General features: G+C 72.1%; 12 protein-coding genes. 7 read left to right on the top strand and 5 right to left on the bottom strand.

The features are described from left to right. Positions 1-59: 59 nt before the first annotated feature. A complete protein-coding gene (locus IFU19_RS07990; protein WP_181016003.1) occupies positions 60-548 on the bottom strand; it encodes an Lrp/AsnC family transcriptional regulator in 489 nt (162 codons plus the stop codon). Positions 549-655: 107 nt separating this feature from the next. Here IFU19_RS07990 and IFU19_RS07985 point away from each other — a divergent pair, with 107 nt between their 5' ends. Beyond that, complete coding sequence (locus IFU19_RS07985; protein WP_192013402.1) at positions 656-2053, top strand: DUF6421 family protein; 1398 nt, start codon at positions 656-658, stop codon at positions 2051-2053. Between the two features lie 85 nt (positions 2054-2138). Then, positions 2139-2837 carry an SDR family NAD(P)-dependent oxidoreductase gene (locus IFU19_RS07980; protein WP_192013401.1) on the top strand — a complete coding sequence of 233 codons (699 nt, stop codon included), beginning with the start codon at positions 2139-2141 and terminating at the stop codon, positions 2835-2837. A 145-nt stretch (positions 2838-2982) separates the two neighbouring features. Here IFU19_RS07980 and IFU19_RS07975 read toward each other — a convergent pair whose 3' ends face one another. Next, positions 2983-4524: an MFS transporter gene (locus IFU19_RS07975; protein WP_192013400.1), complete on the bottom strand. Its 1542-nt coding sequence runs from the start codon at positions 4522-4524 to the stop codon at positions 2983-2985. Between the two features lie 67 nt (positions 4525-4591). After that, a complete protein-coding gene (locus tag IFU19_RS07970; RefSeq protein ID WP_199858690.1) occupies positions 4592-7789 on the bottom strand; it encodes a DEAD/DEAH box helicase in 3198 nt (1065 codons plus the stop codon). 119 nt (positions 7790-7908) lie between these two features. Between IFU19_RS07970 and IFU19_RS07965 the strand changes: the two genes are divergently transcribed. Next, entirely contained in the window at positions 7909-8976 is a 1068-nt protein-coding gene (locus IFU19_RS07965; RefSeq protein ID WP_055833516.1) for a threonine aldolase family protein, read from the top strand. Positions 8977-9033: 57 nt separating this feature from the next. Here IFU19_RS07965 and IFU19_RS07960 read toward each other — a convergent pair whose 3' ends face one another. Both IFU19_RS07960 and IFU19_RS07955 read right to left on the bottom strand, forming a co-directional pair. Then, the gene (locus IFU19_RS07960; RefSeq protein WP_192013399.1) at positions 9034-10956 is read right to left on the bottom strand and encodes a M3 family metallopeptidase; all 1923 of its coding nucleotides are present in this window, start codon (positions 10954-10956) and stop codon (positions 9034-9036) included. An 89-nt stretch (positions 10957-11045) separates the two neighbouring features. Then, entirely contained in the window at positions 11046-11660 is a 615-nt protein-coding gene (locus IFU19_RS07955) for an NUDIX hydrolase family protein (RefSeq protein WP_055833509.1), read from the bottom strand. Positions 11661-11745: 85 nt separating this feature from the next. Between IFU19_RS07955 and IFU19_RS07950 the strand changes: the two genes are divergently transcribed. The 4 genes from IFU19_RS07950 (at position 11746) to IFU19_RS07935 (ending at position 18927) form a co-directional block, all read left to right on the top strand. Continuing rightward, positions 11746-12414 (top strand): alpha/beta hydrolase, encoded by a 669-nt coding sequence (locus IFU19_RS07950; protein WP_192013398.1) that lies wholly within the window; start codon positions 11746-11748, stop codon positions 12412-12414. A 128-nt stretch (positions 12415-12542) separates the two neighbouring features. Next, positions 12543-17231, top strand: a complete 4689-nt coding sequence (locus IFU19_RS07945; protein WP_192013397.1) for an ATP-dependent helicase — start codon at positions 12543-12545, stop codon at positions 17229-17231. 233 nt (positions 17232-17464) lie between these two features. Continuing rightward, entirely contained in the window at positions 17465-18241 is a 777-nt protein-coding gene (locus tag IFU19_RS07940) for an Fpg/Nei family DNA glycosylase (RefSeq protein WP_192013396.1), read from the top strand. A gap of 278 nt (positions 18242-18519) precedes the next feature. Continuing rightward, positions 18520-18927 (top strand): transferase, encoded by a 408-nt coding sequence (locus IFU19_RS07935; RefSeq protein WP_055833497.1) that lies wholly within the window; start codon positions 18520-18522, stop codon positions 18925-18927. Positions 18928-18932: the final 5 nt, after the last annotated feature.

Below are 18932 nucleotides of genomic sequence, written 5' to 3'. Positions count from 1 at the left end.
GCCACGCTACGCGCCGCGGGTGGGCTGGGCATCCGTCTCGCGATGTATCTCGGCCGCGCTCACGCGGGGAAGGCGGCGGGCTCGATCGGGCGCGCCTCGAAGAAGGTCTGCAGCACCACCGTGGTGCGGGTGTTGACCTGGGCTGCCGCCCGGATGTCGCGGATGAGCGTCTCGAGGTCGCGCGGCGTGGGCACGCGCACGAAGAGCATGTACGCCGCCTCGCCCGCGATGGAATGGCACGCCTCGATGGCGGTCAGGTGCGACAGGAGTTCGGGGGCGTTGTCGGGCTGGGCCGGATCGAGCGGCGTGATCTCGACGAAGGCGGCGAGGGGCCGGCCAAGCGCCTCGGCGTCGAGCACGGGGCGGTATCCGCGCACGATGCCGCGCGACTCCAGTCGGCGCAGTCGGGACTGCACGGCCGACACCGACAGCCCGACGCGCTCCGAGAGGTGCGAGAGCGTGGCGCGCGCGTCGAGCGAGATCTCGCGGACGATCGCGGCGTCGACGGAGTCCTCCAGGCGCGCGGCGCGGGCAGGGGCCTCGGTCATGCGCTCGACAGTAGCAGGGCGTGCGGGGGCCGACCTGGCGGTGTCCGTAAGTTTTCCGTTAGCATGCCACTTCAGCAGGAATATTTACAGCCTGATCGGAGGATGCCATGACCATCGCCACGCCTTCCCGTGCCGCGCACGATCTGCTCGACGGCCGAGCCGTCGACGACGTCGAACACACCCCCGCGTGGGCTCAGCTCAAACGAGCCGCCACCGCGCTGCACACGCTGCAGGCGAAGGACGGCTCGATCGACGACACCGCCGCCGCCGGTCCCCTCGTCGACGAGATCGCCGAGGCCATCGACGCCCTCGCCCCACTGTTCCCCCACGACGACGCCTACCTCACGGCCTCGGTCGCCGACTTCCGGCGCTGGCAGGACGAGGGCCTCGGCACACCCGACTTCCTCGACTCGCTCGTCGCCTTCCAGCCGCAGGAGCACCGGGTCGACGGCATCCGTCATCTCGTCGTCTTCCCGATGTACACCCAGAACGGTTCGAGCAACCGCCACGTCGAAGCCGTGCTCGTCGAGGCCATCTGGCCCGAGTTCATCGCGCGCCTCGAGACCGAGTACACCAACCGCCTGTTCGTCTCGCTGCGGCTGATCGACTTCACACCCGGGTACGACACGAACTCCGCGGTGCTGTTCCCCGAGACCGTCGCCATGCGCGAGGTCCCCACCTTCACGTGGGGGGCGATCTTCCAGGACCGCGAGGCCGCGCGCTACCGTCGCGTCACCCGCGCCGCCGCCGACATCACCAAGCTCGAGCTGCCCGCCGAGGCCGCGCGTCTGCTCGATGACCAGGACCTCGCCGAGCAGACGTTCGTCATGTGGGACCTCATCCACGACCGCACGCACATGCGCGGCGACCTGCCGTTCGACCCGTTCATGATCAAGCAGCGGATGCCGTTCTTCCTCTACTCGCTCGAAGAGCTGCGCTGCGACCTCACGGCGTTCCGCGAGTGCGTGTCGCTGCAGGCCCGACTGTCGGCCCGCGACGACCTGGATGCCGCCGAGATCGCCATGCGCGAGCACGCCGGCCTCGTGCAGTACGCCGTGATCTTCGACCGTATCTTCCGCTTCGCCATCACCGGCTCGCGCGTGCGCAACTACGACGGCCTCGGCGGACAGCTGCTCTTCGCCTGGCTGCACCAGCACCGCGTGCTGCACTGGACCGACACCTCGCTCGCGTTCGACTGGGACGAGGTGCCCGCCGCGGTCATCGCGCTGGCCGACGCGATCGACGAGCTGTACTGGCGCTCGATCGACCGCCCCAAGGTCGCGCACTGGCTCGCCGCGTACGACCTCGTGCGCGCGGTCGTCACCCCGCACCCCGCCTCGGTGTGGGCGCGGGGACTCTCGGATGACGTACTCGCGGGGCTCCCGAAGGGGTACACCGACGCCGTCCTGGATGACGAGTTCCCGCTGTCGATGTTCTTCGAAGCGCTCGAGAAGAAGATGCGGCCCGTGATCGCATCGACCGAGGGGATCCGCGGGACGGACTGACGCGGGAGCGGGGTACGGCCGTACCCTGGCTCTCGCGGGATCGACGACGTGGGCGACGGGGCCCGCTGGGGGCGAGGGGATGACCATGACCGACGCACGGAACGACGACGAGGGAGTGCGGGGGCGCACGGTGCTGCTCGCGGGCGGAACGAGCGCCGCCGGACACGCCTGCGCGCGCGCACTGCTCGACACCGGGGCGCGCGTCGTCGTGGTGGGAAGCTCCGACGAACGTCTGGCGGCGATGGTGGCGGACCTGCCCGGCATCGCCGTCGAACGCTGCGATCTGACCGACGAGCGTGCCGTCGGTGAACTGCGCGATCGCGTGCGCGCCGAGTACGGTCCCATCGACGGCCTGCTGCACCTGGTCGGTGGCTGGCGGGGCGGCGGGGGTCTGGCCGGACAGAGCGACGACGACTTCGCCTTCCTGCTGCAGTCGGTGACGGCGCTCCGGCACGTGAGCCGCGCGTTCGACGACGACCTGCGCGCCTCCTCCGCGGGGCGCTTGGCGATCGTGTCGTCGAACGCGGTGGAACGTCCGCTCGCGGGTGGGGCGAACTACGCGACGGCCAAGGCGGCATCGGAGACCTGGGTGCGCGCGGTTGCGCAGGGCTACTCGAAAGCGGCCCGCGACGCCGGGCGGCAGCCGACGGCCGCGGCCGTCATCTTCCGCGTCACCAGCCTGTCGGGGCTCGAGGACGCCCTCGCCGCGTCGTTCATCGCCCTCTGGGACGACGACGCGACCGCCTGGAACGACGTGACGATCGGTATCGACGCTCCCGCCTGACCGCGTCAGCGGTGCGGGTTCCGCGGCGTCGCGGATAGCGTCAGCCGCGCGCGTCTCCCGGCGTCGCGGACAGGGTCAGCCGCGCGGGTCTCGCGGCGTCGCGGACAGCGTCAGCCGCGCGCGTCTCGCGGCGTCGCGGACAGGGTCAGCCGCGCGGGTCGTCCGGCGTCGCAAGCGCGGTCGGCGTCGCGTGCGCGGTCGACGTTGCGGCGTCGGCGGTCCGCGCGGGAGACGCCGCGGTCGTCGCTGCGGCGTCGGCGATCGGCGGGGCGGCGGCGTTGTGCACCGACACCTCGCGGTCATCGACGGGAGAGGGCCCGTCCGCCACGTCGGCGTTGACCTCGGCCGTGCGGTACTGCCGCGAGAGGGTGCGGTACGAGCGCGTCAGGAACGCGAGCGACGCGGCCACCACCATGAACAGTCCGGCGAAGACGAACACGAGCGCAATGCCGCGCGAGGCTCCGTCGCCGACCAGCCAGCCCCACGTCGCTTGACCCTCACCGCCCCGCATGTAGGGGATGATCGCGAACTCGGCGATCGGGGCGATGAGGAACGAGGTGACGGGCGCGGCCGCCGACTCGAAGGCGGCGGCGAAACCGAACACCCGCCCCTGCGTCTCGAACGGCACGACTTTCTGGATGATCGTCTGCTCGGCGGCCTCGACCGGGGGGATGCGCGCCATGTACACCCAGATGCCGGCGACGTAGAGCCACCACCAGTCCCGCAGGGTGAAGATCGCACCGAGCGCCCCCATCGCGATGACGAGCCACAGCATCGTGCGGATGGGGTTTCGGCCGAGTCCGAACCGCGCCACGAGCCCGCCGCCGATGATGAACCCCGTCGCGGTGACGCCGAGGACGACGCCCCAGACCTGCACGTCGAACAGTTCGAGACCGTAGGGGTCCATCAGGGCCATGTAGACGCCGCCGATGAGGTTGTTGAAGGTGGAGAAGATGAGCAGCGCGAAGAGTCCGGGAGCCGCTCGCACCGCGCGGATCGCCCCGCGCACGTCGACCAGGGGGCCGGGCTCGGCGCCCGCGGCCGGGCGCTCTTCGGGGATGCGGATGGTCAACAGGTGCACCAGCGCGACGAGTGTCAGCGCGATGGCGATGGCCAGGGTGCCGCCCATGCCGAGGAAGCCCACCGACAAGCCGCTGAAGACACTGGTGACCACGAAGGCCAGACCCTGCACCGTGCCGACCAGACCGTTCGCGTTCGCGTGGCGCTCGACGGGGACGAGGAGCGTGACCGTGGTCGACAGCGCGATGTTGCGCATGTTCTCGACGACCGCTCCGGCCAGGATGACGCCGGCGAAGAGCCAGAACCAGGGACCGCCCAGATCGAGCAGCGCCGCCTCGGGGAAGGCCAGCCACAGGGCGCCCGCGACGAGGAACGCCGTCAGGGTGACGAGGCCGGAGAACACCATGACCCGATGCTTGCGGTGGCGGTCGACGAGCGACCCGAAGAACATCGCGAAGACGGCGAGCAGCAGCATGTACGCCCCGCCGACGATTCCGGTGGCCAGCACCGAGCGGGTCTCGAGATAGACCCAGAACGTGAGCGCGAACCACAGGAAGCTGGTCGTGACGTTCGCCGCGGCGGTGTTGACGAGCACCGCGAGGAAGGTGCGGTTCCCGGTCGTCGGAGCGCCGGCCGGGGCGGCGGCGGAGGGCGGCGATGCGGACATAGCCACACGGTAGACCCGACCTCCGACATCGGCCAGACCCCGGCGCTCGGCGCCGCCGGCGGGACGATCAGTCGAGCAGGCTGCGGATGTCGTCGGCGGTGAGGCGCGGGCCACCCGCGAAGACGCCGTCGCCCTCGTCGGAGCCCCCGTCGAGCACGCGCGAGAACAGGTCGGCTTTGGCCTCGCGCAGCGCCACCACCTTCTCTTCGACGGTGTCGGACGACACGAGCCGGTACACGATCACCGGGCGCGTCTGCCCGATGCGGTGAGCGCGGTCGATGGCCTGATCCTCGACCGCGGGGTTCCACCACGGGTCGAGCAGCACGACGTAGTCGGCTTCGACGAGGTTGAGCCCCACGCCTCCCGCCTTGAGCGAGACGAAGAACGCGGGATCGGTGCCGTCGCGGAAGCGGTCGATCTCGGCCTGGCGGTGGGTCGTCGTGCCGTCGAGGTAGCCCGACGCGAGCCCGGCGTCGGTGCACCGCTGCCGCGCCGCGCGCAGGAACCGCGTGAACTGGCTGAGGACCAGGACGCGGTGCCCCTCGGCGGCGGCCTCGACGAGGAGCTCTTCGAGCGCGTCGAGCTTCGCCGACGGCGCTTCTCCTTCGTCGACGAGGGCCGGGTCGAGGGCGAGCTGGCGCAGCATCGTCAGGGAGCGGAAGATCGCGAAGCGATTGCCGTCGGCGTCGTCGAGCAGCCCCAGCAGCCGCTGACGCTCCCGGTGGAAGCGACGGTCGTAGAGCTTGCGATGCGCGGGGTGCAGGGTGACCTCGAGGATCGTCTCCTGCTTCGGCGGGAGTTCGGCGGCGACCAGCTCTTTGGTGCGTCGGAGCAGGAAGGGGCGGATGCGCCGGCGCAGCAGGTCGAGCCGTGCGCCATCGGAATGCTTCTCGATCGGCGTGCGGTACAGCGTCGTGAACGACTCGCGGGTGCCCAGCAGACCGGGAGCGACGAGCGACACCAGGGCCCAGAGCTCGAGGAGGTTGTTCTCCATCGGCGTGCCCGTGACCACGAGCGTGAAGGGCACCGACAGGGCCCGTGCCGCACGGTACCCGCGCGAGGCGGGGTTCTTGATCTGCTGCGCCTCGTCGAGCACCAGGCCCGACCACTCCCCCTCGGCGTACTGCTCCTGCTCGAGACGGAACAGCGCGTAGCTGGTCACCACGACGTGCGCCCCGGCGGCGGCCTCGGCGATGCTCGTCTTCCGTCGCGCCCGCGTGGCCGTGACCGTGACCGTCTGCAGCCCGGGGGCGAACGTGGCGCACTCCCGCGCCCAGTTGCCCACCACGCTGGTGGGAGCCACGATGAGGAAGGGGGGCATGAGCGGATCGGCTTCGAGCGCCGCCTGCATCATCGCGATCGTCTGCACCGTCTTGCCGAGGCCCATGTCGTCGGCCAGGATCCCGCCCAGCCCCTGCGCGCGCAGGAAGTGCAGCCAGTCGAGGCCCGCGCGCTGGTAGTCGCGCAGCGTGGCGCGGAGTCCGGCCGGCGGGTCGATCGAGGCGAGGGCGGCCTCGTCGGTGAGGCCCCGGACGCGCAGCCACCACTCGGCCTCGTGCGCGGCGATCATGCCCAACTCGGCCAGGTCGTCCCACAGTCCCACGTTGTAGCGGTTGAGCTTCATCCCCGCCTCGGGGCGATCGGCGAGGGTGCGCGCTTCGTCGATGACCGCGCGCAGTCGGTCGAACTCGGGGGTGTCGAGCCGCACGTACGTTCCGTCGCCGAGGAAGAGCGCCCGATCGCCGAGAGCGAGGGCCGTATAGAGATCGGTGAAGTCGACCTCGGCGTCGCCCACGGTCACGCGGGCGTGGAGGTCGAACCAGTCGCTCCCGTCGTCGGCTCCCGTGCTCAGCTGCACGGACGGGGCCTCCGACGCGATCCGGTAGGTCAGCGCGTCGCCGGAGACGAGCACCCGCACGTGGTCGAGCGCCTCGAGGCGCGGTGCGGCCTCGACGGCGAGGATCGCGGCATCGGCCGCGGTCAGCGCCCGGGCGGGAGTCGTACCCGTCGCCGGGGGACGGGGAAGGGAGATGCGCAGGTCGGCGCCGATGGCGTCGACGGCGGCGATCACCCCGCGCTCGTGCTCGTCGTCGCGGCGTCCGCGCGTCGCCGAACGGTCCCACCGGGTGGCGAGCGTCGCCGAGCCCGAGCCGTGCGCCACGAGCACCTCGAGGACCGGCCGCGGCGCCGGGGGGAGCTCGACGGTGCCGCGCGGCGACACCACGGGCGCCTCGAGCTGGAGACGGGGCAGATACTCGCGCAAGAAGGTCTCGGACCCGCCATCGTCGATGGTGAGGGCTCCCGTGCGCGCGAGCAGACCGCGCAGCGGGTCGGCCACCGGCGTCGACAGGCGAGCGAGGGTGATGCGCTCGTCGTCTCCGTCGCGATCCGCGACGAAGGCCACCGCCACGGCGGGGTCTCCCACGACCCACGACGGCCGCGCCGCGACCTCGTCGGCCATCCCCTCGACGATCCCCCGCAGGAGCACCGCGGAGCCACGGCGATCGACGGCCATCGCGGGCACCGCCGGGTCGTCGGGGAGGTGAACCGGGTGGTGGGCGCCCGCGCTCGACACGATCGGCACTCCGGCCGCGAGCACGTTCTCGAGGTGCAACCACAGCGAGTGCGGGGGAACGGCGGACAACGGCATCCACTCGTCGGACAGGAACGCGCCGGGGCCGGATCGACCGACGCGGCCCAGACTGTCGAGGGCGGCGCGCGCCCGCGGATCGGCGGGGAGCGACGACAGCGCCGCCCAGCCGGCCCGCCCCTTGATCCAGGTTCCGCGCGTTCCGCGCATGCCGGGACGTGCCGTGAGGGTGAGGGCTGTGCTGCGGCCATGCCCACCCCCGCGACGGACGGCGAGAAACAGACAGAGCTCGACGGGGTCTTCGTCGGTGGCCGCCGCGGGCGCGACCGCGAAGAGCTCGTCGAGAGACCGCTGCCATTCCGGACGCGTCGGGCGACCCGCCGACAGCACGCGATCGAACAGCACGAGCGCGGCCGCGCACCCGTGCTCGCACTCGGGTCCGCGCCCGCACGAGCACCACCCGGCGAGACGGGAGAGGTCGGTGGGCACCCGCAGCTCGAGGTGCTCGTAGCCCGCGGCTCCGAACGACTGCGCCGTCACCACGAGGACACCGTCGAGCGTCCTGACCTCGCCGACCTCGACGGAGCCGTACACGAGGAGCCGGTCGGCACGCGCCATCGCCGACGGCGAGAACAACTCGCCGGCGATGCTGAGCGCCTCGGGGTCCATGTGCATCCCTTCATTCTCGTCGGGTCAGACGACCTCCGGTCGGCGCGCCGGGCCGAATGGGGAGCGGAGTCCGACTTCGCGCCCTGGGGAGGAGGGGTTGCGCCCCTGGTCGTTACGCTGGAGCGGTGACTCCCCTCCACGACGCATCGGTGCGCGGCTTCGCCTCCGACAACTACTCCGGCATCCACCCCGACGTCCTCGCCGCGATCACCGCGGCCAACGAGGGCCACCAGGTGGCCTACGGCGAAGACGTCTACACCGCCCGCCTGCAGGAGCTGTTCACCGGCCTGCTCGGCGACGGCGTCGAGGCCTACCCGGTCTTCAACGGCACGGGCGCCAACGTCGTCGGGCTGCAGTCGATGCTCCCCCGCTGGGGCGCCGTGATCACGGCATCCACCGCGCACATCAACGTCGACGAGGGCGGTGCCCCCGAGCGCGTCGGCGGGATCAAGCTGCTGACCGTCCCCACCGACGACGGCAAGCTCACCCCCGAACTGGTCGACCGCGAAGCCTGGGGCTGGGGCGACGAGCACCGCGCCCAGCCGCTCGTGGTCTCGATCACCCAGTCGACCGAGCTCGGCACCCTGTACACCGTCGACGAGATCAGCGCCCTGGCCGCGCACGCGCACGGGCACGGCATGCGCCTGCACATGGACGGCGCGCGGATCTCCAACGCCGCCGCGGCCCTCGACGTGCCGCTGCGGGCGTTCACCCGCGATGCCGGCGTCGACGTGCTGAGCTTCGGCGGGACCAAGAACGGAGCGATGATCGGCGAAGCCATCGTCGTTCTCGACCCGGCGGCCTCGACCGGCCTGACCTACCTGCGAAAGCTCGACATGCAGCTGTCGAGCAAGATGCGCTTCGTCTCGGCACAGCTGGTGGCTCTGCTCGAGGACGACCTGTGGTTGCGCAACGCCCGCCACTCCAACGCGATGGCGCAGCGCCTGCGCGCCGGCGTCGAAGCGGGGCTCGCCGACGGTTCGATCCAGGGCGTGCAGTTCACCCAGCCGACGCAGGCGAACGGTGTCTTCGCGACACTGCCGGCCGGTGTCGCCGACCGCCTCCGCCAGAGCTTCCGCTTCTACGATTGGGACGAGCTGCGCCGCGAGGTGCGCTGGATGTGCTCGTTCGACACCACCGCCGAGGACATCGACGCGTTCGTCGCCGCGATCGCCCGCGAGACGACGGCCTGACCCCGGCTGCGGTGAGGGCCGCGGCATCCGATCCAGGATGCCGCGGCCCTCACCGCATCACGCCACCGCCAACCAGTCGCGGTAGGCGTCGAACGTACTCTCGCGACCCAGGAAGGCCTCGACCAGGTCGCGCGCGTCGCGGGTTCCGCCGGGCTCCAGGATCTCGCGCCGATAGCGGAGCGCCGTCTCGACGTCGAACAGGTCGCCGGCGAAGGCCGACAGCAGGTCGCGCGCGATCACGAGGCTCCACTGGTAGGTGTAGTAGCAGGCGCCGTAGCCCGTGAGATGGCCGAAGCCGGCGTACGAGTGCGACCCGGGGAGGGGTGTGACCGGGCTCGCCGACCGGTAGTAGCCGTCGACCGCAGCCTGCAGGTCGGTCGGACGCTCGACGTGCAGGCGGTACGACGTCGTGGCGTGTCCGAGCTGCCGGGTCACCTCGAGGGCGCGGCCGAACGCGTCGGCGGTGCGCATGCGCGCGACGAGGTCGGCGGGAATGGCCCGGCCCTCGTCGTTCACCGCGAACGATGCCAGGACCTCGGCATCCCACGCCCATTCCTCGAGCAGCTGACTCGGTGCCTCGACGAAGTCCCACTCGGTCGCGATCCCCGTGAACGACGCCCAGCGGTGATGACCGCCGAGGATGTCGTGCACGAGGTGACCGAACTCGTGGAAGAAGGTGACGACCTCGTCGTGCTCGAGCAGACCGCGCGAGAAGTTGCACAGCAGCGCCCCCTCGGGCAGCGCGTGCCCCGTGATGCCGGGCACGAGCCCGAAGCACGCGGCGTGGTTGTACTTGCCGTCGCGAGGATGCAGGTCGAGGTGGATGCGGCCGAGCCGCTCGCCCGCGCGGACGACGTCGTAGGTGCGCACGTCGTCGTGCCACGACGGCGCGTCGACGGGGAAGTACTCGACGTCGAGAAGGCGCGCCGTCGTGGCGAGGACGCCGTCGAGCACGCGATCGAAGCGGAAGTACGAACGGACGAGCTGTGCATCGACGTCGTACTCCTCGCGCTTGAGCGCGCTGAGCAGATACCAGAAGTCGGCGATCGTGACCTCGGTGGCGTCGGGCTCGTCGCGGCGGAGGCGCTCGAGCACGCGGGCGTACTCGGACGCGGCGGCGGGGGCGACGGCCTCGGCCACCCGATCGAGGAACGCGCGCACCTCGGCGCTCGACCCGATCATGCGCGTCTCGGTCTCGTAATCGGCCCAGTCGCCGTAGCCGAGGAGGGCGGCCCGCTCGGCACGGACGGCGAGCAGATCGGCGAGCACGGCCTCGTTCTCGGGCCACGCCAGATCGTTGTACGCCCCGACGAGGGCGTGACGCACGGAGATGTCGCGGGCGTACTCGCGCACCGGCATGAGGTCGGTGTACTCGGTGGTCAGCGTCACCATGGCCTCGTCGTCGGCGGGGTGCTCCGCCAGGAAGTCGGCCGGGAGTCCGTCGAGCGAGGCGGCCGGGACGCGGACCTCGCGGCGTCCTTCGCGGATGTGGCGCGAGAACGTCTGCGACAGAGCGGTGTCGCGGGCGGCGAGCTCTTGCACGCGCGCGCGGCCCGCGTCGTCGAGGTCGACACCACCGCGGCGGAAATCGCGGCGGAGGTGGTCGAGCAGGCGCTGCTGCGCGGCGTCGAGGCCCGCGGCGTCGGCGTCGGAGAACACGTGCCACAGGTCGCGATCGAGCAGCCGGCGCGCCTGCGCCGCGTCGATCGCCTGGGCCTGCGCCTCGGCGGCCGCGCGCACCTCGGCGTCGGGGTGGCACTCGCTGAGCAGGTGCGACGGCGCGGCGGCCTCGGCGAGCGCGATGTCGGCGTCGTTCCAGAGGTCGAGGCGCTCGCTCGTGGTCAGCGCCGTCTCGGCGACGAGACGGCGGTCGATCTCGGCCACGCGGGCGAGACGCTCGGCCGGGCGCTCCCCGGCGAAGCTCAACCAGCCGGCGCGGTCGAGCGGAAGGGACAGGGGTTCGAGGGGAGGATGCGGCATCCTCCGACCCTAGGGACGACCTCCGACACCGGCAACGTCGAGGACCGACGCCACCGCCGCCAGGCCGCGGAACGGCATCCGCGAGGGGATCAGCGCAGCGCGCCGACCGAGGCGAGCGCCAGGCGGATGAGCGTGCCCCGCCCGCCCTCCATCTCGTCGGAGAGGGCCTCGGATGCCGCTTCCTGCGGCGACAGCCACGTCACTTCGAGGGCGTCCTGACGCGGTTCGCAGGTTCCCGTGACGGGGACCACGAAGGCGAGCGCGACGGCGTGCTGGCGATCATCGTGGAACGCGCTGACGCCCGGGATCGGGAAGTACTCGGCGACGGTGAACGGCGTCGGCGACGGGGGCAGGGAGGGGAAGGCCATGGGGCCGAGGTCGTTCTCGAGGTGGCGGAACAGTGCGTCGCGCACGGTCTCGCCGTAGCGCACGCGCCCCGACACGAGCGTGCGGGTCATCTCGCCGAGAGGCGTCGCCCGCAGCAGGATGCCGACCTGGGTGACGGCCCCCATGCCGTCGGTGCGCACGGGGAGCGCCTCGACGTACAGCATCGGCAGGCGGCGGCGGGCCTCGGCCAGCTCCACCTCGCTCAACCACCCCGGGTTGGGGTTCGGGCCCCCCGAGGCGCCCGAGAAGGACGCCGACAACGATTCGTTCTCGTCGCCGTTGTCGCCGGAATCGGGGTCGGGGGTGCGTACGGGCATGATCCCTGTATATCAACCGTCCGCCCCGGATGCCGCGTGTCTTCGCCCACAGCGGATGTCGGAGGCCTTTGCGACAATGGGCCGCATGAGCACCCACCCTCCCCTCGACTCCGCCCTCGTGCGCTGGTCCGCGCCGCCCGAGGAACGCGGCGATCGGCCGGTGCTCCTGCTGCTGCACGGCTACGCGTCCGACGAGCACGACCTCTTCGGGCTCGTGCCGCACCTGCCCGCCGACTTCGTGATGGCCAGCGTGCGCGCGCCGCTCACCCCGCCGTGGCCCACCCCCGGGGCGTCGTGGTACCCGATCGAGGGTCTCGACGGCCGCGACCCCGTCGCGATCACGCGCGCCGCCGAGGGGCTGCTCTCCTGGATCCGCGAAGAGGTCGGGCCGCGGCCGGTCGGGCTGCTGGGGTTCTCGCAGGGCGGCGCCGTCGCGGTGCAGACCCTGCGCGTCGACCCCGACGCGGTGGCCTTCACCGTCGTGCTGGCCGGGTACGCCGCCGCCGGCGAGCTGCCGGGCGACGCCGTGCTGGCCGAGCGGCGACCGCCCGTGTTCTGGGGACGCGGTTCGCGCGACGACGTCATCCCCGCGCACCTCGTCGACATGACGGCCCAGTGGTTGCCGGCCCACAGCGAGCTGAGCGGTCGCGTCTACCCCGGGCTGACCCACTCGGTCTCGCAGGACGAACTCGACGACGTGCGCGCGTTCCTCGAGGCGCGTCTGGCCGAGGGGGGCACCCCGGCGGAGGGGTGACGACAGGGGCCGATCGTTCGGTCGAGAGGCCGCGAAGCACGGGACGGACACCCGAGCGCAGCGGCCGTTCCGCGACGGGCGAACGTCAACCCCGACCCGATGTCGGAGGTCCGAGAGAGGATGGCGGCATGGCTGACGTACTCGAGAGATTCGGGCCCGCCACGCGGGACTGGTTCCGCGGTGCGTTCCCCGCTCCGACCAACGCGCAGAAGGGCGCGTGGGAGTCCGTGTCGTCGGGCCGCAACGCGCTCGTGGTCGCCCCCACCGGCTCGGGCAAGACGCTCTCGGCGTTCCTCTTCGCGATCGACCGCATCTTCCGCGAGAAGACCCCCGACGGGCCCGAGGCCGCTCCCCCGCCGCGTCGCCCGCGCGGCGCCGCGAAGACCACCCTCGCGAAGACCCCACCGACCACCACTCGCGTCCTTTACATCTCGCCGCTGAAGGCGCTCGGCGTCGACGTCGAGCGCAACCTCCGCTCCCCGCTCGTCGGCATCGGTCAGTCCGCCCGCCGGCTGGGCATCGAGGTGCCGTCCGTCACCGTGGGCGTGCGCTCCGGAGACACGAGCTCCAGCGACCGCCGCAAGCTCGTCACCGCCCCGCCCGACATCCTCATCACGACCCCCGAGTCGTTGTATCTGATGCTGACCAGCCAGGCGGCAGAGACCCTGCGCGGCGTGCACACGGTCATCATCGACGAGGTGCACGCGGTGGCCGCGACCAAGCGCGGCGCCCACCTGGCCGTGAGCCTCGAGCGCCTCGACGCGCTGCTCGACAAGCCCGCGCAGCGGATCGGCCTGTCGGCGACCGTTCGACCCATCGACGAGGTCGCGCGGTTCCTCGGCGGTGCGCAGCCGGTCGACATCGTGGCACCCAAAGCCACCAAGGCGTTCGACCTGTCGGTCGTCGTGCCCATCGAAGACATGCTCAACCCGCCTCCGCCGCCGGGCAGCCCCGCCCCCGACGAGGCCGCAGACGGCGAATGGTTCTCGGATCGCCCCGAGAGTACCGAGATGGCCGGGTCGGTCTGGCCGCACGTCGAAGAGGCCATCGTCGACCGCATCCTCGAGCGGCGGTCGACCATCGTCTTCTCGAACTCCCGCCGCCTGGCCGAGCGGCTCACCGGGCGCTTGAACGAGATCTACGCCGAGCGGGTCGGCATCGAGGTGCCCGATCCGACCGTGCCGGCGGCGCAAATGGCGCAGGCCGGCTCGTCGGCGGGCGTCGCCGCGATCCTCGCGAAGGCCCACCACGGCTCGGTCTCGAAGGAGCAGCGCGCCCAGGTCGAAGACGAACTGAAGTCGGGCGTCCTGCGCTGCGTCGTCGCGACCAGCAGCCTCGAGCTCGGCATCGACATGGGCGCGGTCGACCTCGTCATCCAGGTGGAGTCGCCCCCGAGCGCGGCCTCCGGGCTGCAGCGCGTCGGACGCGCGGGCCACCAGGTGGGCGAGGTGAGCCGCGCGGCACTGTTCCCCAAGCACCGCAGCGACGTGCTGCACACGGCCGTCGTGACCGAGCGCATGCTGGCGGGGCGCATCGAGGCCATCTCGGTGCCGCAGAACCCGCTCGACATCCTCGCGCAGCAGACGGTCGCCGCCTCCGCCCTGGGCTCGATCGACGTCGAGGAGTGGTTCGAGACCGTCAAGCGCAGCGCGCCGTTCCGATCCCTTCCCCGCTCGGCCTACGAGGCCACCCTCGACCTGCTGGCCGGGCGGTATCCGTCCGACGAGTTCGCCGAGCTGCGGCCACGCCTGGTGTGGGACCGCGACGCGGGCACGCTCACCGGGCGGCCGGGCGCGCAGCGGGTGGCGGTCACCAGCGGCGGCACGATCCCCGACCGCGGCCTCTTCGGAGTCTTCGTCGCGGGCGAGTCGCAGAACGCCCGCGTGGGCGAGCTCGACGAAGAGATGGTCTACGAGTCGCGCGTCAACGACGTCTTCACCCTGGGCACGACCAGCTGGCGCATCGTCGAGATCACGCACGACCGGGTGAACGTCGTGCCCGCCTTCGGCCAACCGGGCAAGCTGCCCTTCTGGCACGGCGACGGCATCGGCCGCCCCGCCGAGCTCGGTGAGGCGCTCGGCGCCTTCTCGAGAGAGCTGGCGGGGGGCGACCGGTCCAAGGCCGAGAAGCGCCTGCGCGAATCCGGTCTCGACGACAACGCCATCTCCAACCTGCTCGCCTACCTGGCCGAACAGCGCGAAGCCACCGGCAGCCTGCCCACCGACCGCACGCTCACCGTCGAGCGCAGCCGCGACGAGGTCGGCGACTGGCGCATCATCCTGCATTCCCCGTACGGCATGCAGGTGCACTCCCCGTGGGCCCTCGCAGTGAACGCCCGCATCCGCGAGCGCCTGGGCGTCGAGGGGGCCGCCGTCGCGAGCGATGACGGCATCATCGCGCGGGTTCCGGATGCCGCCGCCGAACCGCCCGGGGCCGACCTCTTCGTCTTCGAACCCGACGAACTCGAGCAGATCGTCACCGACGAAGTGGGCGGCTCGTCGCTGTTCGCCTCGCGCTTCCGCGAGTGCGCGGCACGCGCCCTGCTCCTGCCCCGGCTGAATCCGAACCGTCGCTCCCCCCTGTGGCAGCAGCGCCAACGCTCGGCTCAGCTGCTCGAGGTCGCGAAGCGCCACCCGGCGTTCCCGATCATCCTCGAGACGCTCCGCGAGGTGCTGCAAGACGTCTACGACCTTCCCGCGCTGCTGCGCCTGACCCGGCAGATCGGCGAACGGCGCATCCGCCTCGTCGAGATCACGACCTCGCAGCCCTCGCCGTACGCCCGCGATCTGCTCTTCGGGTACGTCGGGGCGTTCATGTACGAGGGCGATTCGCCCCTCGCCGAGCGCCGCGCCGCCGCGCTGTCGGTCGACCCTGCTCTGCTGAGCGAGTTGCTCGGCAAGGTCGAGATGCGCGAGCTCCTCGATCCCGACGTCATCGCCCAGTTCGAGCGCGAGGCCCAGCGGCTCGACCCCGACCGTCGCGCGCGAGGCGTCGAGGGCGTCGCCGATCTGCTGCGCATCCTCGGCCCGCTCGACGCGAGCGAGGTCGCCGCGCGACTGGACGCCGAGACCGACGCCCTGGCCGAGGCGGAACGCCACCTCGCGACCCTCGTCGACGACCGCCGCGCGATCCGCCTGACGATCGCGGGCATCGCGCGGGTCGCCGGTATCGAAGACGCCGGGCGTCTGCGCGACGCGCTGGGCGCCGCGCTCCCCGTCGGCATCCCGAACGCCTTCCTCGAGCCCCTGGCCGACCCGCTCGGCGACCTGGTCGCCCGATACGCGCGCACGCACGCGCCGTTCACCACCGACGCGGTGGCCGCTCGCCTGGGCGTGGGGATCGCCGTCGCGCGGCTGACGCTGCAGCGCCTCGAGTCGCAGGGGCGCCTCGCGAGCGGCTTCTTCCTTCCCGAGGCGTCGGGCGGAACCCGTGGCGACGCCACCGAGTGGTGCGACGTCGAAGTGCTGCGCCGGTTGCGCATGCGCTCGCTGGCGGCGATCCGCGGCAGCGTGGAGCCCGTCCCTCCCGCCGCCTACGCGCGGTTCCTGCCGGTCTGGCAGCACCTCGGCCGCCCGCTCGAGGGAATCGACGGCGTGCTCGCGGTGATCGAGCAACTCGCGGGTGTTCCCCTCCCCGCGAGCGCGTGGGAATCCTTGGTGCTGCCATCGCGCGTCGCCGACTACTCCCCCGCCCTGCTCGACGAGCTGACCGCGACGGGCGAGGTCGTCTGGTCGGGACACGGCACCCTGCCCGGCCGCGACGGCTGGATCGCCCTGCACCCGGCGGAGGCCGCCCCCTTCACGCGGCAAGACCCGGATGACGCCGACGATCCGGCTCCCGATTCGTTGGAGGCGCGGATCCTCGGTGCCCTCGACGGCGGGGGCGCGTACTTCGCCGGTCAGCTCAGGCAGTTGGCCGGCGCCGAGAACGAGCAGTCGGTGAACGACGCCCTGTGGGCTCTCACCTGGGCGGGACGCGTCACGAACGACACCTTCGCGCCGGTGCGCACCCTGTTGAGCGGCGGCGGGCAGTCCCACCGCGTCGCCCGTCGGGCTCCGCGCGCACGCATGTACCGGGGCGCGACGATGCCGCGCGCGACCTCGGCTCCTCGCCCGCCGTCGCTGGGCGGCCGATGGTCCCTGCTTCCCGAACGCGAGCCGGATCCCGCTGCCCGGGCCACCGCCACCGCCAGCCTGCTGCTCGATCGGTACGGCGTCGTCACGCGAGGGGCGGTGCAGTCCGAGGGCGTCCCCGGCGGTTTCGCGCAGGTGTACCGCATTTTGGCGGGCTTCGAAGAGGCCGGCCACTGCCGCCGCGGGTACGTCATCGAGAAGCTCGGGGCGGCGCAGTTCGCCGCCTCCGCCACCGTCGACCGTCTGCGCGAGTTCGCGGCGGTCGCCGACCCCCCACCACGACGCGCGATCACCCTCGCCGCCACCGACCCGGCCAATCCGTACGGTGCGGCCCTCGGGTGGCCCTCGATCGAGGGCGTCACGCACCGTCCCGGGCGCAAAGCCGGCGGACTCGTCGTGCTCGTCGACGGCGACCTGACCCTGTATCTCGAGCGTGGCGGCCGTAGCGCGTTGGCTTTCACCGACGACGAGGCGCAGCTGCAGGCCGCGACCCGTGACCTCGCCGAGACGGCGAAGAGACGTCGCCTCGAGACCCTCACGGTCGAGCAGGTCAACGGAGAGTTCGTGTACGGCACCGCGGTCGGACGCGCTCTCCGCGAAGCGGGGTTCGTCGAGTCCCCGAAGGGGCTGACCCTGCGCAAACTCACCGCCGGCGACGCCATTCGCGAGGCCGCTCGTGCGTGAGCGCGGCGGGCCGGTGACCCGCACCACCCCCGCACCGACGTCGCCCGCGACGTTCGTCCGGCCGCGCCGGCCCGAACGCGGCTCCCGCGCGACCGACGCCGCGGCGTCCCCGGCCCAGACCTCAGCCCCAGCTCTGGCCCCGACCCCGGCCACGGCTCCGGCGCTGGCGCTGGCACCGACCCCACCCACGCCCCGGCCGACCTCCCCCACGCCCCACCCCCCGGGAGCGCACCGTGCCTGAGGGCGACACCGTCTACCGCGCCGCCGCCAAGCTGTCGGCGGCCCTGACCGGCAAGGTGGTGACGCGGTTCGACATCCGCGTGCCCGGCAGTGCGACCGCCGATCTGCGCGGTGAGACCGTGCACGAGGTCGCCGCGCGCGGCAAGCACCTGCTGCACCGGATCGGCGGCTACACGCTGCACTCCCACCTCAAGATGGAGGGCCGGTGGGACGTCTACCGCCCCGGCGAACGGTGGCGACGTCAAGCGTTCAAGGCACGCGCGATCGTCGGGGTGAGCGGGGCGGATGCCGTGGGGTTCGACCTCGCGATGGTCGAGGTCCTCCGCACGGTCGACGAGCACACCGTGATCGGTCATCTCGGACCCGACCTCCTGGCCGATGACTGGGACGAGGCAGAGGCGGTCCGCCGCGTCTCGGCCGACGATCGCGCCGCGCACGTCGCACTCCTCGACCAGCGCAACGTCGCGGGGTTCGGCAACGTCTACGCGAACGAGTTGCTCTTCGTGCGCGGAATCGCGCCGACCACCCCGGCGAACGAGATCGACGTGCAGGCCACCATCGCCCTCGGCGAGCGCATGATCCGCACCAACCTCCCCCGCCCCGAACGCACCTTCACCGGGGACAGCCGCCCCGGACGACGGTTCTGGGTCTACGGCCGCGACGGAGCCCCGTGCCGGCGCTGCGGCACGCCCATCCGCGCCACGAGCCTCGGCGCCTCGTCCACGAGCGAGCGGAACGTGTACTGGTGCCCCACCTGCCAGCCCGGGTGAGGCGTCCCTCCGCGTGACGGCGTGAGGGCGGGCCGACCCGCGCTCATCGTCGTTACGACAGCCCACCCTCGCCCCCGCGTGTCAAGCCGCCCGTGTCTCCCGGGTCGCCGTGGGAGAACGGGGGAAGACACCGACGCCGGGAAGCGTGCCGCACTTTCTCTCGACGTCGAGCAAACCGATCATGGCACGGGCGACGAAGAAGCATTCGAGGGAATGAAGCCGATTCTGCACCCGTTGTCATACATGTCGGCTGACCCGATAGCCGTCCGGAGGGGATCGTGGGTAAGAACTACATCGACATCGAAAACGACCATGGCGAGACGCTGCGTTACCGCAAGCACGTCAACGGTCGCGGACTCGTCGCGCACGGCGCGAAGGTCCACCCGTCGGCGCTGGTCGAGAACGGTGCCTACGTCGAACCCGGCGTGCAGATCGCCGCGGGCGTTCGCGTCGGTCGCGGGGTCTGGATCGAGTCCGACGCCGTCATCGGACCCGAGGCGCACATCGAGCCGCACGCGCACATCTGCGCGGGCGCGGTGATCGGCGCGGGTGCTCACATCGGCGTGCGAACGCAGGTGGGCCACAACGCCCGCATCGCCACCGGCTCGCTGATCGGCGACGACGAGATCATCAACGACGGCGAAGCCGTCGCCACCGACCGTCGGGGGCTGCGCCTGGCCGCCTGACTCCG

Origin of the sequence: Microbacterium sp. CFBP 8794 (assembly GCF_014841235.1) — a bacterium.
Classification (GTDB): domain Bacteria; phylum Actinomycetota; class Actinomycetes; order Actinomycetales; family Microbacteriaceae; genus Microbacterium.
Note: the sequence above shows the minus strand (reverse complement) of the source record. Positions and strands in the feature narration are given on the sequence as shown.

What these genes read in the sequence shown, in the direction of transcription:
- IFU19_RS07990 (WP_181016003.1), bottom strand. Translation starts at nt 548, where the DNA reads ATGACCGAGGCCCCTGCCCGCGCCGCGCGCCTGGAGGACTCCGTCGAC.
- IFU19_RS07985 (WP_192013402.1), top strand. Translation starts at nt 656, where the DNA reads ATGACCATCGCCACGCCTTCCCGTGCCGCGCACGATCTGCTCGACGGC.
- IFU19_RS07980 (WP_192013401.1), top strand. Translation starts at nt 2,139, where the DNA reads ATGACCGACGCACGGAACGACGACGAGGGAGTGCGGGGGCGCACGGTG.
- IFU19_RS07975 (WP_192013400.1), bottom strand. Translation starts at nt 4,524, where the DNA reads ATGTCCGCATCGCCGCCCTCCGCCGCCGCCCCGGCCGGCGCTCCGACG.
- IFU19_RS07970 (WP_199858690.1), bottom strand. Translation starts at nt 7,789, where the DNA reads ATGCACATGGACCCCGAGGCGCTCAGCATCGCCGGCGAGTTGTTCTCG.
- IFU19_RS07960 (WP_192013399.1), bottom strand. Translation starts at nt 10,956, where the DNA reads ATGCCGCATCCTCCCCTCGAACCCCTGTCCCTTCCGCTCGACCGCGCC.
- IFU19_RS07955 (WP_055833509.1), bottom strand. Translation starts at nt 11,660, where the DNA reads ATGCCCGTACGCACCCCCGACCCCGATTCCGGCGACAACGGCGACGAG.
- IFU19_RS07950 (WP_192013398.1), top strand. Translation starts at nt 11,746, where the DNA reads ATGAGCACCCACCCTCCCCTCGACTCCGCCCTCGTGCGCTGGTCCGCG.
- IFU19_RS07945 (WP_192013397.1), top strand. Translation starts at nt 12,543, where the DNA reads ATGGCTGACGTACTCGAGAGATTCGGGCCCGCCACGCGGGACTGGTTC.